15 protein-coding genes and 1 tRNA gene are annotated in these 15,830 nt (G+C 51.2%); 9 read left to right on the forward strand and 7 right to left on the reverse strand.

Annotation, left to right across the window (positions count from 1 at the left end):
- Positions 1 to 23 precede the first annotated feature (23 nt).
- From nusA to B9G79_RS11145, 5 genes are all read right to left on the reverse strand, one after another.
- Positions 24 to 1,412, reverse strand: coding sequence for a transcription termination factor NusA (gene nusA, locus B9G79_RS11125; protein ID WP_088565561.1), 1,389 nt, complete (start codon positions 1,410 to 1,412; stop codon positions 24 to 26).
- Positions 1,413 to 1,427: 15 nt separating this feature from the next.
- On the reverse strand, positions 1,428 to 1,931 hold the full coding sequence (gene rimP / locus B9G79_RS11130; protein WP_232468585.1) for a ribosome maturation factor RimP: 504 nt from the start codon (positions 1,929 to 1,931) through the stop codon (positions 1,428 to 1,430).
- 239 nt (positions 1,932 to 2,170) lie between these two features.
- A complete protein-coding gene (locus B9G79_RS11135) occupies positions 2,171 to 2,608 on the reverse strand; it encodes a GNAT family N-acetyltransferase (protein ID WP_088565563.1) in 438 nt (145 codons plus the stop codon).
- 2 nt (positions 2,609 to 2,610) lie between these two features.
- Positions 2,611 to 3,240, reverse strand: coding sequence for a hypothetical protein (locus B9G79_RS11140; protein ID WP_088565564.1), 630 nt, complete (start codon positions 3,238 to 3,240; stop codon positions 2,611 to 2,613).
- A 141-nt stretch (positions 3,241 to 3,381) separates the two neighbouring features.
- Positions 3,382 to 4,572 (reverse strand): hypothetical protein, encoded by a 1,191-nt coding sequence (locus B9G79_RS11145; protein WP_088565565.1) that lies wholly within the window; start codon positions 4,570 to 4,572, stop codon positions 3,382 to 3,384.
- A 308-nt stretch (positions 4,573 to 4,880) separates the two neighbouring features.
- On the opposite strand from B9G79_RS11145, the gene B9G79_RS11150 reads away from it, so the two are divergent.
- From B9G79_RS11150 to B9G79_RS11190, 9 genes are all read left to right on the forward strand, one after another.
- Positions 4,881 to 5,780 (forward strand): S1 family peptidase, encoded by a 900-nt coding sequence (locus B9G79_RS11150; protein WP_088565566.1) that lies wholly within the window; start codon positions 4,881 to 4,883, stop codon positions 5,778 to 5,780.
- Between the two features lie 53 nt (positions 5,781 to 5,833).
- Positions 5,834 to 5,915, forward strand: a tRNA-Leu gene (locus tag B9G79_RS11155).
- A gap of 275 nt (positions 5,916 to 6,190) precedes the next feature.
- Complete coding sequence (locus B9G79_RS11160) at positions 6,191 to 7,957, forward strand: PAS domain-containing hybrid sensor histidine kinase/response regulator (protein WP_088565567.1); 1,767 nt, start codon at positions 6,191 to 6,193, stop codon at positions 7,955 to 7,957.
- Positions 7,958 to 8,089: 132 nt separating this feature from the next.
- On the forward strand, positions 8,090 to 9,565 hold the full coding sequence (locus B9G79_RS11165; RefSeq protein ID WP_088565568.1) for a CoA-acylating methylmalonate-semialdehyde dehydrogenase: 1,476 nt from the start codon (positions 8,090 to 8,092) through the stop codon (positions 9,563 to 9,565).
- A 15-nt stretch (positions 9,566 to 9,580) separates the two neighbouring features.
- Positions 9,581 to 10,828 carry a GTP cyclohydrolase II gene (locus tag B9G79_RS11170; protein ID WP_088565569.1) on the forward strand — a complete coding sequence of 416 codons (1,248 nt, stop codon included), beginning with the start codon at positions 9,581 to 9,583 and terminating at the stop codon, positions 10,826 to 10,828.
- Positions 10,821 to 12,038, forward strand: a complete 1,218-nt coding sequence (locus tag B9G79_RS11175) for a URC4/urg3 family protein (RefSeq protein ID WP_088565570.1) — start codon at positions 10,821 to 10,823, stop codon at positions 12,036 to 12,038. Before B9G79_RS11170 ends, B9G79_RS11175 begins: the two co-directional genes overlap by 8 nt.
- Positions 12,039 to 12,062: 24 nt before the next feature.
- On the forward strand, positions 12,063 to 12,695 hold the full coding sequence (upp, locus tag B9G79_RS11180; protein WP_088565571.1) for a uracil phosphoribosyltransferase: 633 nt from the start codon (positions 12,063 to 12,065) through the stop codon (positions 12,693 to 12,695).
- Positions 12,696 to 12,700: 5 nt separating this feature from the next.
- Positions 12,701 to 13,324: a uridine kinase gene (gene udk / locus B9G79_RS11185; protein WP_088565572.1), complete on the forward strand. Its 624-nt coding sequence runs from the start codon at positions 12,701 to 12,703 to the stop codon at positions 13,322 to 13,324.
- Between the two features lie 91 nt (positions 13,325 to 13,415).
- Positions 13,416 to 15,182 (forward strand): ABC transporter ATP-binding protein, encoded by a 1,767-nt coding sequence (locus tag B9G79_RS11190; RefSeq protein WP_088565573.1) that lies wholly within the window; start codon positions 13,416 to 13,418, stop codon positions 15,180 to 15,182.
- Here B9G79_RS11190 and B9G79_RS18500 read toward each other — a convergent pair.
- Positions 15,179 to 15,304 carry a hypothetical protein gene (locus tag B9G79_RS18500; protein WP_269768113.1) on the reverse strand — a complete coding sequence of 42 codons (126 nt, stop codon included), beginning with the start codon at positions 15,302 to 15,304 and terminating at the stop codon, positions 15,179 to 15,181. The two genes, B9G79_RS11190 and B9G79_RS18500, sit on opposite strands and share 4 nt — an antisense overlap.
- Entirely contained in the window at positions 15,294 to 15,752 is a 459-nt protein-coding gene (locus B9G79_RS11195) for a host attachment protein (RefSeq protein ID WP_088565574.1), read from the reverse strand. Before B9G79_RS11195 ends, B9G79_RS18500 begins: the two co-directional genes overlap by 11 nt.
- Between the last annotated feature and the right edge of the window lie 78 nt (positions 15,753 to 15,830).

The following is a 15,830-nucleotide window of genomic DNA, read 5'->3' on the forward strand; positions in this document are numbered from 1 at the left end:
TTCTCTATCCAAATAACTAAAAACTACTCTTCTTCCGCTTCGAGTTTTTTCAACTCTTGTTTCAACAGAAGATCAGCCTGCTCTTTCGCAGACACGTTGGAACCTTTGTCCTTGGCAACTGAAGGAGCGGTTGGAACCGGCACACCTTCAGATTCATACTTCGCCACCAGGGCTTTGGCTTCGTTGGAAAGCTTTTCTGCCTTGTCTGGATCGTCGTAACCAGGGATGGTCATCAACTCATCAACACCTGCCGTCGCCACAGCCTGGAAGGAACCGAAGCCGGACTGGAAGATGTTCTGAGCCATGGTTTCACTCATACCCGGGATCAACATCAGATTGAAGATGGATTCCGCAGTACGGGAAGCCGCTGAAGATTCAGAAATGATATCCAGTTTCCAAGTCGTCAGTTTCGCTGCCAGACGCACGTTTTGACCGCGTTTACCGATAGCCAAAGACAATTGAGAGTCCGGAACAACGATTTCCATTTCGCGGTTCGCATCATCAAGGAACACGCGGGAGATTTCCGCAGGCGCCAAAGCGTTGCACGCGAAACGAGTGATATCCTCGTCCCAAGGAACGATGTCGATTTTCTCGCCACGAAGTTCCTGAACGATATTCTGAACACGGGAACCCTTCATACCCACGCAAGCCCCTACCGGGTCCACGGAGTTGTCTTTGGAACGAACCGCGATTTTCGCGCGCTGTCCTGGTTCACGAGCGGCAGCCATGATCTCAACAACACCGTCGTAGATCTCTGGAACTTCCATTTCGAAAAGTTTCATCAAATAACGTTCATCAGCGCGGGACATGATGATCTGAGGACCACGTGTCGTCTGACGAACTTCAGAAAGGTAACCCTGAATGCGGTCGCCTGGCTTGTATTGTTCGCCCGGGATCTGTTCACGAGGCGGGATGTAAGCCTCAGTGCGGCCCAAATCGACAACGATCGCGCCTTTTTCAACACGACGTGCGATACCGGAAGCGATCTCACCTTTGCGCTCTTCAAATTCGTTGAAGATGATGTTGCGTTCAGCATCACGCACTTTCTGCATGATGATCTGTTTCGCAGTCTGAGCGGCAATACGGCCCAGGTCGGAAGCTTCCATTTTGATACCGATGGAGTCATCCAACTGAACGTTTGGATCCAGCTTTTGCGCTTCATCAAGAGGAATCTCAACTTCTTCGTCGATGTACTTTTCACGAGGAACGACTTCCTTGAACTCAAACAGTTCAACTTCGCCGGTGTCTTCGTTGTAAGCTGCTTCGATCTCGCGGTAGGTTCCGTATTTTTTACGTGCCGCTACCAGCATGCCCTGAGTGATTGCATCGATAACAACCTGTTTGTCGATACCTTTGTCTTTTCCGACTTGATCAATCACCTTGGAAAGATCTGAAAACACATTTTCAGCCATGATTTTCCTCTCTCGTTACTTTTTCTGACCTTTAGTAAATTCAAAAACCAATTTTGCCCTGTCGATCATCGCGTACGGGATTTTGATCTCCACGTCCTTCACAACAAAGCGAACGCCCTGCTCGTCGGCGGATTCAAGAACCTCTTCGACGGTTTTGGCGTTTTTCCATTTCTTGTCTTCCACACCCATGGTTTCAAGCGCCTTGGTGGTTTTAATGTAAACCTTTTTGCCAATCGCTTTTTTAAAGTGCCATGGTTTCTTAAGATGACGATCCAGCCCCGGAGTGGAAACCTCCAGATTGTATTCGCCACCAGGAATCATCTCTTCATCCGCATCCAGGATTTCGCTCAAGCCGCGGGACACATTGGAGCAATCATCAATGCTGATCGCGCCTTCTTCTTCTCTGTCGATGAAAAGACGAAGCGTGCGCCCCTTGCCCAAACCAACGAATTCGATATCGTAAAGCAAACAGCCCTGCGCGGCCGCTACGTCGTTGGCGATCTTTTCTACTTTTGCCATCCAAGATGGAGACTCTGACATTTCGTTCAATCCTAAAAATAAAATAAGCTCAAACAAGCCCCTAAGAACCTGTCTCAGCTACCTCGTCGCACGTTTTGGGTCGACATGTGGGAACTGCCCGGGCGGGGCCGGTACAAAAAAAAATGGGCCTGCGGGGCCCATTGAACGGATCCAAATTAACAAGAAAATCGAAGAAGTGCAAGGGTTTATCTGCGCTGAGCCCCTGGGGGTCGGATGGGTCAGGACAGTGAGTACAAAATCGCCGTAGCCCCGTCCTTATAGTACCGAGGACGCCGGCGGACTTCTGTAAACCCGAGTTTTTCATAGAGTTTTTGCGCTGAAACATTCTCTTCATGGACTTCCAGCCACAGCGCCCGACCTTGACCCTTTGCGGCGATCATATGCCCCAACAGGTGCTCCATGAACCCGCGACGGCGAAACTGAGGATGGGTCGCCACCAAAGAGATCTCCCAAACATCCGGGGTTTCACGGTACAGGACAAAACCCGTAAGAACCTCGCCTTCGAACACGCCGATGGCTTCAGCCGTGGCCAGCTCGGCGCCCAAAAGATCCTGGGGCCAGTAAAAAGACGGCATCAACCCCTGCTCGGCATGAATCGCCTCCACCAGGGCTCGCATTGCGGGCTTATGAAGCCCTTTCAGAACTTCCACGTGCATAGTTATTCCGCCACGAAATTTCGGACTTTGTATTTGCGCTGGATGACTTCAAACCATGAGCGGATGCGCTCTTCCAGCTGCTGCTGCGCCAGGAACGCCTTGATATTGTCGCGGAAATCCTCAAACGGAGAACTTCCGAACTTGGCGCGGTTTTTCTCATAGTACGCCTGGGCCTCCTGATCCGTGATAATCCCGGTCATGGAGTTGGTTTTAAACTTTAAAAAGCTTTTGGCAATCAGCTTGCGTGTGGCGAAACGGCGAACTTCTGCGGACGTAGGTTCAATCCCCGCCCAGTAAGCCCGGCCCGCCACTGCTTTTTCAACTTTGGCCACCGCCGCATCGACTTCCGCATCCGGCACACTGGCGACATTGAAGTTTTCCGCTTCCAAAGCCACAACCTGCTCCAGCAACACCTGAGTCACCGCACCGGAAAACTCCGGCTGCCCCGGACGCACCTCCGGCAACGTGTTTTTAGGCAATTTTGAACTGGGCTCCAAAACCTGCCCAATCACCAAAGAAATCTGCACCTCTCGACTGGTCACCACATAATCAGAAACCTGCCCCACCGTTTCCGTCACCAGAGTCGCGGCAGAAGCCGAAATCGTAAAAAAGAAAATCAAAAGAAAGCGCATAAAGAAACTATGCCCAAGAAAAGCCGAGGAGTCTACATTTCCCCGAACCCCAATCTGTCTCCCCGCAAATAAAAAACCCCCGCTCTTTCGAACGGGGGCCTAACCACTTGAGGAATTTAACTTCTTACTTTTCTAATTAGATTAGAAATTTACGCGTCCGACAATAGACATTACGTAATACTGCAGTTTTTCGATCGGAGTCCCATACTGAGGTCCAGACATCCAGGTGTTTTCCGCGTTTACACGGCTGGAAAGATTCCACATGTAACGGAAGTCCACACCCAAAGAGTACTTCGGAGAGAACTCAAGGTCCGCACCCACGATAGTACCGATATCAATCGCGTGAGAGTTCGCCGTTGTATCGTTGTAGTAACCATAGTTGTCGTTAGACCAACTGAACGCTCTGTAAGAGTAAGACACCAAACCACCGATGACTGGCTTGATGATACCGCTGAACAACTGAACTTTCGCAGCCAACTGACCAGAGTACTGGTTCACGTCGATATTGTTCGGGATCCAGGTGCTGGCGTTGTTGTATGGATAGTTGTAGCCGTAGCCGTAACCACCAGAGTAGTAACCCTGACCTTCAACTGTGTAGTTGGAGTAAAGGAAAGTACCTTCAACAACGAAGTTGTCGTATTTAGTACCGAAAGCCACACCCAAAGAGTAGTTGCCTTTAACGTTCTTAACATCTGGATAGTCACCCACCCCGATAACGCCAGCTACATACTTGGTTTCGATTGGAGCCAAAGCTGTTTCTTCTTCCACTTTCATGGCAGCAGCCAGTTCCTCACGAATGATGTCGCGGGTATTTTCTTTTGGTTCTTCAACCTGCTGAACCTGAACAGGCTGTGCATACACAGGCTGCTGAACAGCTTGAGGTTGTTGCTGTTGTTGTTCGTTCATTTGATTGAACTTGTCGCCGAACAACACGTTAGCACGTTTTTTCTCGTCTTCCATACGAGCAGATTCCAGTTTTTCAACAATGCGCTGCTCTGTTTGCATTTCAGCGTCCTGACGGGCACGACGGATTTGTTCCGCACGGCTTTCAGTCAGTGGAGAAGCCTCAATAATAGTTGTAGGCTGCTTCTGAATTTGTTGCTGTTGCAACTGAGCTGTGGAAGTCGGTGTCGCCTGATTCAAAATATAGATAGGCTGACCGCTTACCGGTGCAGTGTTGGCAATTCCGGCCTGAGCGGCTGGAGCTGCAGGTGCTGTCTGGCTTGAATACATTTGGTCAAGCTCAGCATCAACATCGCTTTCAATACTTTGAGCAAGAGCAAACGTCGGCGCGATGCTCAAGGCAGCAAGTATATAGAAATACTTCTTCATAGAATCTCCTCGTGGTTCTGGTTATATAAAAACCTTTTAGTCACTGGTCGCATAGAGCAAGCCTGATGCCAACAGCGCCAAAAAGCGTCGCCGGCGTCTAAGTTATTGATATCCCCGGTATCTCGGGAACCCCCTCTCAACACCGCTTTTTCCGGACTGACGGGATTTGTGACAACTTCCAGTACGGTTTCTGAAATTCTTGCAAACCAGGGTCATTGTGCCCCTGACTATGGATAAATTTGGTAAAACCTCACTTCATAGTGATCCGGTGAAGCCGGAGCGTAGACCATATATAAGGAGATTCCTGGATGTCCCCTGCTCTATTCCTTCGTTCCTCTGCTGTTCTTCTTTCTCTTTCTCTTCTTAGTGCATGTGGCGGCTCTGGCGGCGGCAGCGACCTGAAGGTCGAACCTTCGAACTGTGAAGTATCCGGGAAATCCTTTGGTATTGTGAACGGCCAAACTCTGGCTTCCGGGAATGAGCTGAGCTCTTCCACGGTCATGGTTATCCATTTGAATTATAAAGAAGAGACCAGCATCTGCACCGGAACCCTGGTCGCCAAAGATAAAGTTCTGACGGCGGCTCACTGCATCTCCCGCTGGGGCGGCAAGACGGCCATCGCTTTCTCCAATAACGTGGGCTGCGTTTCTTCGGCTCCGAAAAGAACTTTGCGTATCGTGACCGACACGGCCGTGCCTGATGCTTATTCTTATTGGAACAAAACAGACTTTAACAACGCCTCGACAGATCTGGCCGTGTTGAAGTTCTCTGGCAGCATCCCTGAAGGTTATAAAATTCGCGAACTGCCGCAAAAATCCTATAGTGTGGCACCCACGGACCGTCTGGTTATGACGGGCTATGGAACCACCACGGAAAAAGGCGAAGACTCTGGAACTTTGCGCTTCACCTCCACACCTTCCTCCAATGTTCTGGGTACCAGCTTCTATCTGGCTTTGGTGGGCAAATCAGTTTCCGTTCCAAAAACCATCATCGTCGACCAGGCTAACACGGGCGTTTGCACGGGTGACTCGGGCGGTCCGCTTTATAATCAAGTCGGTTCCGACCTGACTCTGGTGGGTATCACTTCCATGGGTGTCGACAACCGCGCGACCGATGAAAAGAAAGTGCGCGTCTGCCACGGTGTTGCCCTGTTCACGGACGTTCGCGAACACCTGGATTGGATCAACGATCAAATCAATAAGCTTTAAGTCAGCTTAAAATTAAGGCAAATTCATGACAAAAGGGGCTTAATAGTCTCACTGCGGGTGTGGTGAAATGGTAGACACAGGAGACTCAAAATCTCCCGCGAAAGCATGGGGGTTCAAGTCCCTCCACCCGCACCAATCTTTCCCCTTTAAATTCTTCGGACACATCCTCGCTCTTTCTTTTTGGTTCTGGCTTCGCACTTTACACCTAAAAAAGTCTGGATATTCTCAAAAATATTCTCCTTGGCTCCGGGAATAGGTTTCCAGTTCTAATTGGCATCCTACAACATTCTCTATTGCCAGATGCCGCCTGTTCATTACCTCATTTTGCCACCCCACAACCCACATCCCCCACGAGGGGCATTTTTAAACAAATTGCGGTCGCTTTAATTTAAACACGCTATCCTTTATTCATGAAACTTGCTGATTGGTTTCGCAGTAAAGCCGCCCGCTTCTTCCTGTCGGAGTCTGAAAAGACTTTGCTGGATCGGTTCGAAATCAGCGAACAACGGACACGGACCATCTTGGATTCAGCCTACAACGCCTTTATTGGCATGGACAGCCAGGGGCTGATTACCGACTGGAACCGTCAGGCGGAAAAAACCTTCGGCTGGAAACGCACTGAAGCCCTGGGAAAAGAACTTTCTGAAATCGTCATTCCGCACAAGTACCGTGAAGCACACAAAAAAGGCCTGGCGCACTATATTGCCACGGGGGAAGGGCCGGTGCTGAACAAGCGGATGGAAATCACCGCTCTTCATCGTGACGGCCACGAAATCCCGGTCGAGATGACCATCTTTCCGTTTGAATACAACGGCAAGCATCTGTTTGGCTCTTTTCTGCATGACATCTCGGAACGCAAAGCTTCTGAAGCCAAAGTCCGCACGTTGTATCAGGATCTGGAGCAGCGGGTGCAGGAACGCACTCAGGAACTGGCACTGGCCAACAAACAATTAAAAGAAGAGGCCGCCAGCAGACAGCGATTGTATGAACAGGCGCAAACCGCGAACCGCCTGAAAGACGAATTTCTGGCCACCGTTTCGCATGAACTGCGCACTCCTTTAAATGTCATTCTTGGGCACAGTGATATTCTGAAAGACCCCGCAACAATACCGGAAGAAGCTCAAGCCTCTATCAACGCCATTCATCGCAATGCCCAGATTCAAGTGCAGATCATCAGTGACCTGCTGGATGTTTCACGTATTATTTCCGGCAGGCTGCAACTGCACGTGAAACCCATTGAAATCGAATCCGTGGTGGAAGCCGCTTATGAAAGTGTACAGATTGCAGCAAAGTCAAAAAACATCAAGGTGCGCGTGGAAGGCCCGGAGCGGATCAAAGCTGTCGGCGGCGATCCTGAACGCCTGCAACAGGTCCTGTGGAATTTGCTTTCCAATGCCATCAAGTTCACTCCCAAGGGTGGCAACATCACCGTAAGACTGTCCAACGTGGAGTCCCGGGTGCAGATAGATATCATCGACAACGGCAAAGGCATTGATCCGGATTTTCTTCCCTATGTTTTTGAGCGCTTCCGTCAGGAGGACGCCACCACCACCCGCCGCTATGGCGGGCTGGGACTGGGACTTGCCATTGTCCGGCACATCGTCGAGGGACACGGCGGGACTGTTTCAGCGAGCAGCGCCGGTCCCAATCAGGGAGCCAAGTTCACGGTGACGTTGCCGGTGCTGGCCGCGCAGTTGCACGAAGGATTTACAACCAGCCACTTTGGTTACGAGAACTTTGTGGAAACAAATCCCGAACACCCAAAAACTCTGGATGAAGTTCGCATCATGATCGTCGATGATGATGCCGACACCAGAAATCTTTTAAGTATTGTGTTGAAAAAAGCCGGAGCGAACGTCGTGACGGCGGACTCAGCCCAAAAAGCATTCGATCTGTATCAGGTTTTCAATCCCCAGATTCTGCTCAGTGATATCAGCATGCCTGATGTGGACGGATACAGCCTGCTTAAGATGATTCGCACTTTACCCAACACGGAAAATCTGTGGGCCGTGGCCCTGACTGCACACGCCCGTCCTGAAGAACATGAACGCGCTCTGGCTGCGGGCTTTCATGTGCACATCGCAAAACCGGTTCAGACTTCCGAACTTATCAATACCATCTCGGACCTGCTCACCTCTGGTGACAAGAATTCTTCATTACAAGATCGCACATTGTAATGTTCAATTTAGTCCGCACTTTCTTGCTTTCATGGGATTAAATACTTCATTGTAATTATTCAATTCATCTCTTTTGACTTAGAGTTTCTGCTTCATTTTTGCAAAGAGGTAGAAATTCATGGGTAGAAATTCATGAGCGTAAAAATTCCGACCACTCCCATCCCCTGCCAAAATTTTGTCAGCGGAAAATTCCAAAAAGGTTCCGGCCCGGCGATGGAGGTTGTCAGTCCTTATAATGGACAAATCATCGGTGGCCTTCATGCCTCCACCGCCAAAGACATCGATCTGGCTGTCCAGGAAGCTCATGCGGCCCAAAAAACCTGGGCCGATGTGCCTTTGAAAGAACGCACCAAAATCATGTTCAACTTCCGTCACATCCTGATGCGCGATCTGGATGAAATTGCCCACTTAAAAAGTTCTGAATCTGGAAAAACCTTTGCTGAAGGCAAAGCCGGCCTGATGAAGGGCATCGAAGTTCTGGAGTACGCCCTGTCCCTGCAAAACATGGATCTGGGTGGAAAAATGGAAGTCTCGCGCGGAGTCAGTTGTGAATTCCGCCGCGAACCTTTGGGAGTCATCGCAAATATCACGCCCTTCAACTTCCCGGCAATGGTTCCCATGTGGACGATCCCTATCGCTCTGACTTTGGGAAATGCCTATATCTGGAAACCTTCTGAAAAGACGCCGTTGACATCGATGAAAATCGCCGCGGCCCTTCAGGAAGCCGGGCTGCCGGATGGATTGTTCCAGGTTCTGCACGGAGGCAAAGACACCGTTGAAGCGATCATTGATCATCCTCAGGTCAAAGCTGTGGGCTTTGTGGGTTCCACCAAAGTGGCCCAGCAAGTTTATCAGCGTGGCACTGCTTTGGGAAAACGGGTCCTGGCATTGGGGGGCGCTAAAAACCATATCGTCCTTTTGCCGGACGCAAATCCTGAACTGACCGGAGCTGGCATCAGTGATTCATTCACTGGCTGTGCCGGTCAGCGCTGCATGGCTGCGGCGGTGGTTTTGGCCGTCGGCGACGTCGATCATCATATTCAAAAAATCATTCAGCGCGCCCAGTCCCTGGTTCTTGGAAAAGACATGGGGGCCATCATCACGAAATCGCAAGTGCAATTTTTGAAAGACGCCATCACCCGCGCCGAAAAAGAAGGCGCCAAAATTTTACTGGATGGTCGAAACACTCCGGCGCCGGCGGGCCTGGATCACGGTCACTGGATAGGTCCCACCATCATGGACAATGTCGCACCGAACAGCGAAGCCGCGACACTGGAGTTCTTCGGTCCGGTTCTAAGCATCATCCGCTGCCGCGACATCACTCACGCCATGCAAATTGAGAACAGCAATCCCTATGGCAACGCCTGCTCGGTGTTCACTTCCAGTGGCAGCCTGGCTGAAAAAGTCATTCGTCAGGCCTCCACGGGCATGGTCGGCGTGAACGTCGGAGTTCCGGTGCCGCGCGAGCCGTTTTCTTTCGGCGGCGTGAATGCTTCCAAGTTTGGTCATGGCGACATCACCGGCGAGCAGTCCCTGGATTTCTGGTCCAACACCAAAAAAGTAACAATGAAATGGGAAAAACAAGACGACAGCAACTGGATGTCTTAAAAAAGGATTTATAAGATGAAAAGATCAGCCCACGTTATTCTGACCTCTCACTCAAGCCAGGTGTTCAAGGACAGCCTGCCGATTCACTGGGGTGTCAAAAACCCCATGCAGCGCGGTCCGGTCATTGGTTCTTTAACCGATGTAAAACAAAGAAATGCCATCGGAACTCACAGCGGATCCTATGCTGTCTATCGTGCGCTTTCCATTGCCCAAGGGTCTTATTCCACCACCCACAAACCCGATCTGCACAACACCGACAGTCCGGTGCGCATGGGGCCGTTCCCGTCCTGGTCAGACCCGGACAAAATCGTGTCCATCGATCCCTGGGGCTTGGATATTCCAATTCACTTCAAAGATCTTTATGAAGCGGGCTATGACATCCGCCCTACGATCGCAGTGACCCAGGCGCATCTGCAAATTCCTGAAATCCATCAGGCCATCGATGCAGGTCGCCTGAAAGTTGACGGAAAAATCATTTTGGAAAGCAAAGACATCAAAGTCACCAAGGTGGCTTTTGAACCCGTGTGGTACCTGCCCGGCATTGCCAAACGTCTGAATGTCGACGAAGGCGATTTGCGCAAGATCCTGTTTCAGGAAACCGGCGGTATGTTCCCGGAACTGGTGACCCGCCCTGATTTGAAGGTGATGTTACCACCTATTGGCAGCACCACCGTTTACATTTTCGGAAACCCGCAGGATCTGTCGAACGAAAAAGTCGAGCTGACTTGCCGGGTGCATGACGAATGCAATGGCTCGGACGTGTTTGGTTCAGACATCTGCACCTGCCGACCTTATCTGATCTACGGCATTGAAGATGCCGCACGCACCGCCCAGCGCGGTGGCGTGGGATTGATCGCCTACTATCGCAAAGAGGGCCGGGCCTTGGGTGAAGTCACCAAGTTCCTGGTTTACAATGCCCGAAAACGTCAGGTGGGAGGCGATTCCGCATCGACTTACTTCCACCGCACGGAGTGTGTGGCCGGGGTCGAAGATGCCAGATTCCAGGAACTGATGCCGGACATTTTGCATTTCTTTGGCATCACCAAAATCCACAACCTGCACTCGATGAGCAACATGAAATACAACGCCATCGTCAAAAGCGGCATCGAAGTCGTGAACCGCATTTCTATCCCTGCGGAACTGATCCCAGCCGATGCGCAGGTTGAAATCGAAGCAAAAAAAGCCGCCGGCTATTTCAATCCGGGCGAAACCAAAACCGCCAAGGAACTGGAAACAGTTCTGGGGAGACCCATCGATGAATAACTCACACACCTACTCTGCCCAGGATCTGGATTTTCTGCTGTCGCCTTTGGCCATCCGCCAAAGTGCGGAAAAAATTCTGGAACTGACCAAATCCGGTCAGACGCATTTCCACTATCATGACGATCAGTTCGAACCGGTGGTGGACTATGTGATTGAAGTCATCCGCCAAAATTATCCGGCCCTGGAAATTCCGTTTCACTCGCGCTGGGGGCACTTCCGCGCCGGGGGCATTGATCGCATAAAAATCCTGCAGGAGCAGATTCAAAAATTTGACTCTTTGGAAAAAGCCCGCATCAAGCTGGATCTGGTGATCACCTCCGTGCTGCTGGATGCCGGCGCCGGAAATGTCTGGTCTTTCCATGAACAGAGCACCCAAAAGGATTTTGCCCGCTCTGAAGGCCTGGGAGTCGCGAGCTTTTATCTTTTCATGGAAGGCGCGCTTTCTGATGACGCCGACAAGCCTTTGCAGGCCACCGCAAAGGGTTTGCAACACCTGACCGTTCAAAAGCTTTCCGAGGTCTTCCAGGTGAGTGCCCAAAATCCTTTGGTGGGAGTCGAGGGTCGACTGTCCCTGCTTCGCAATCTGGGTAAAACCATCAGCGAGAAAAAGGACCTGTTCCCGGGGGGCCGTCCCGGCAGTCTGGTGGACTATCTGCACTTGCGATATGGAAAAAAAATCACCGGACCGCAGTTGCTGCGCGCGGTACTTGATGGCCTGGGTGAAATCTGGCCCGGTCGCGTGAAAGTCGCGGGTGTCAATCTGGGGGATATGTGGAACTATTCCAAAGTTCCCGGAGGCCTTGCAGCCTTCCACAAGTTGTCCCAGTGGATGACCTATTCTTTGATTGAGCCCCTGTTGGAAGCAGGCTTTGAAGTCATCGAGGTCGAAAAACTGACCGGCCTCGCGGAATATCGCAACGGCGGCCTGCTGCTGGATCGCGGTCTGATTTCTTTAAAAGACCCGGGCCTGGCCGAAAAAAGCCATCGTCCGGATTCAGAACTGATCATCGAATGGCGCGGTTTGACCGTGTCTTTGCTGGATCGAATCGGCCAGCAGGTTCAAAGCAAGCTGAAAAAATCCCCGTCTGAATTCCCGCTGGCCAAAGTTCTGGAAGGCGGCACCTGGTGGGCGGGTCGCAAGGCCGCAAAAGCCCTGCGTGCAGACAGTTCTCCGCCGCTGAAAATTGAAAGCGACGGCACGGTTTTCTAAGGTTTATTTTTTAAGGAGAATTTTGTGAATTCAAAAGTCAAAGTCATCGACCATCCCCTGCTTCGTCACAAGCTGGGTTACCTGCGCGACAAGAACACGTACTCTCAGGACTTCCGCGAAATCGTCAAAGAAATCTCGAAGGTTCTGGTTTACGAGGCCATGCGCGACTGGCAGCACATGGAAAAGATCGCCATTGAAACCCCGATCGCCAAAACAGAAGCCCAGCGCATTGTGCGTGCCCCCGTAGTGGTCTCCATCATGCGCGCAGGAAACGGCATGCTGGATGGTGCCCTGTCCATGCTGCCTTTTGCAAGCACCGGGTTCATCGGCATTTATCGTGACAAGTTCATTCAAAACACCGTGGAATACTATTTCAAAATGCCTCAGGACATCAAAGGCAAGGACGTGCTTTTGTGTGATCCATTGATCGCCACGGCCGACACGATGATTGCCGCCATTGACCGCCTGAAAAACTATGGCGTGGGTCAGATCAAGGTCATCAGCATTCTGACCAGCCAGACTGGTCTGGACAAAGTTCACCACTATCACCCGGATGTAGAAGTCTATACCGTTAACATTGAACATGAGATGAACGAAATGGGCTATCTGGTGCCGGGCCTCGGTGATGCCGGAGACCGTCTGTTCCAAACCAAGTAGGTGTTATGAGTCGTCCCCATATTATCGGAGTCGCTGGCGGCAGCGGCTCGGGCAAAACATACTTCGCCAAAGAACTGCAAAAGATGCTGGGATCTGAAAACTGCAGCATCCTTTATCAGGACAACTACTATATTGACCAGTCTGCACGTTTTGATGGTGATGGGGGCTCGGTGAACTTTGATCATCCCCAGGCTTTGGATTTCACCCTGCTGGCTCGGGGGCTTCAGACCCTTAAAATGGGCCAGCCTCTGCATGTCCCGATATATGACTTTGTCACCCATTCCCGCAAAAGCGAAACCCTGCTGGAACGGCCCAAACGGGTCATCATTGTCGATGGCATTTTGATTCTGCATTCGCAGGAAGTGCGGGCCGAGCTGGACGAAGCCGTCTTTTTTGACACGCCAGAGGACCTGCGTTTTCAGCGTCGTCTGCACCGCGACGTCCATGAGCGCGGCCGCACCCCCGAAGGCGTGAAAAAGCAATTTGAACTTCAGGTCCGCCCTATGCATGACGAGTTTGTAGAGCCATCCAAAAGACACGCCCAAACTATTGTGACAGACTGCGGGGATTATCACGCAGTACTTTCAAGGATTTCACAACGTCTGCAAAACACCCTGCCCGTGCGTTAATTGCCGGGCTTTCGTTCATTCAGCTTTCACTTAAAGCGAACGTGGCATTTTGAGATAGACCCTGAGTGCGGACAGGTGTAGACATTTCACCATGGCACACTCTAAAAGCTCATTCCAGTCTTTCTCTCGCCTTTTTTCCTACACCAAGAAACACCGTCGTGACTTCTATTTGGGAAGTCTGTTTTCTTTCCTGAATAAAACTTTCGACATCGCACCGGAAATTTTAATCGGTATCGCGATTGATGTCGTCGCCAACCAGGAAAAATCCTTCCTGGCCAAATGGGGTGTGGAAGACCCGGGACATCAGTTGATTCTTCTTTCGGTTCTGACTTTGCTGATCTGGATGTGCGAATCCCTGTTTGAATATCTGTTGCTGCTAAAATGGCGCGGCCTTGCCCAGTCCCTGCAGCACGAATTCCGCACGGAAGCCTATGATCATCTGCAAAGACTGGACATGTCCTTCTTTGAAGATCGCAGCACCGGCGGTCTGGTTTCAATCCTGAACGATGACATCAATCAACTGGAGCGCTTCCTCAACGGCGGCATGAACAGTCTGATTCAGGTCTTTACGTCTGTGGTTTTGATCGGGGCTGTGTTCTTTGTACTGGCACCAAGCATTGCCATCTTCGCCTTCCTGCCGATTCCGGTGATTTTGTGGGGCGCCTTCTATTTCCAGAAACGCGCGGCCCCCCTGTATTTGGATGTCCGTGAAAAAGCGGGTCAGATTGGATCTCGTCTGGCGAACAACATTTCCGGCATGGCGACCATTCGCAGCTTTACCTCAGAGTTGTTGGAATCCCAAAAAGTTGCCAATGACAGTATGACTTATCTTCAGTCCAACAAAGAAGCGATCAAGGTTTCTTCGGCGTTCAATCCGCTGATTCGTATGGCCGTTTTGATGGGCTTTATTGCCACCTTCGTTATGGGCGGACAGATGGCTCTGCGCGGGGATCTGAACGTGGGGTTCTATGGAGTGCTGGTGTTCCTGACCCAGCGTCTGCTATGGCCGCTGACGGGCCTTGCCGACACTGTGGATTTGTTTGAACGTGCGATGGCTTCCGCGGACCGTGTTTTGGATCTGATCAAAACCCCGGTGAATCTTGAATCAAGCAAGTCCCCTCGTGAATTTGATCACAGCAAAGGCATCGAGTTTTCACATCTTGATTTCGCCTATAGCAACGGCGTTCCTGTACTAAAAGACGTGAACATACAGGTGCCAGCAGGAAAAACCGTGGCGATTGTGGGTCCGACAGGATCCGGCAAATCCACAGTCACAAAGCTGCTCTTGGGGTTCTATAAGCCGTCAGCAGGGAAAATCCTGTTCGGCGGTCAAAACACCGCCGACTGTGATCCGAAAGATCTGCGCTCCCAGATCGGCCTGGTCAGCCAGGATGTGTTCCTGTTCCATGGAACCATTTATGACAACATCGCCTATGGCAGCCCGGGGGCCTCGCGAGAAGCCGTTCTTGCCGCTGCCCAAAAAGCCCACGCCATGGAGTTTATTGAAAAGCTTCCGGAAGGTCTGGATACCGTGATTGGCGAGCGCGGGCAAAAACTGTCCGGCGGTCAGCGCCAGCGTATTTCCATTGCCCGTGTAATTTTGAAAAATCCGCCAGTTCTGATTTTGGATGAAGCCACTTCGGCCGTGGACAATGAAACTGAGGCGGTTATTCAGGCTTCGCTGGCAGAGGCCACAAAGGGACGAACGACCATCGTGATCGCGCACCGCCTGTCCACCGTCACTCAGGCTGACAACATCTATGTTGTCGCCCAGGGTGGCGTGGTGGAAAGCGGCACTCATCAGGAGCTCTTGCAAAGCCGCAAAATGTACTTCCAGCTTTGGAATGCCCCCCTTTAAGTGCAGCCCCGGATCAGAAAAAGAATCAGCAGAATGGGAACCGGGATGCCGATCAGCCACAGGAAGATCCATCCCAGTTTACCGCGCTGATTTTGCAGGGGCTTTTTAAAGTCAGAGTTCATACCGCACCTCCGGCGCCGGCCACAATCTGTCGCGCAAATCCGGTCCGGTGACTGCCGGGCCCAGATCCTTTGGAATTTCCATGGAAACGGTGTCTCTCAATGGTCCACTGAACATACCGCGCAAGCGACCCAAAAACTGCGGTGCTGCGATCAGCACGACTTCGTCAAATGAATTGGCATGACGGGCTTCTTCCAGATACTCGGAAACCCTTTTAGCAAACATCTGCGACACACGGTCTGTTGGTGACTGGGCTTTTTCTTTGGTGCCCCCGTGACCGGCCACACCTGGAGAAAATCCGGGTTTATCAGCATTGATGTCCTGGGATTTCAGGCGTCCCCGGGGATTTTCAAGTTTCTCGATGAACTTCACATCCCCTTTATGTCCTTTACCGTCACTTTCAAAAACTTTTGCTTCAACTCGATTGACGACTACAATCCATGTTTTCATGACTGTCCTCTTTTCTTGGAAGTTGAGGATTCTCCTTTCACTATAACGGCTGCAACCGCTACGCCACAAGCTGACCCC

The sequence above is a fragment of the Bdellovibrio bacteriovorus genome, from assembly GCF_002208115.1.
GTDB lineage: Bacteria > Bdellovibrionota > Bdellovibrionia > Bdellovibrionales > Bdellovibrionaceae > Bdellovibrio > Bdellovibrio bacteriovorus_C.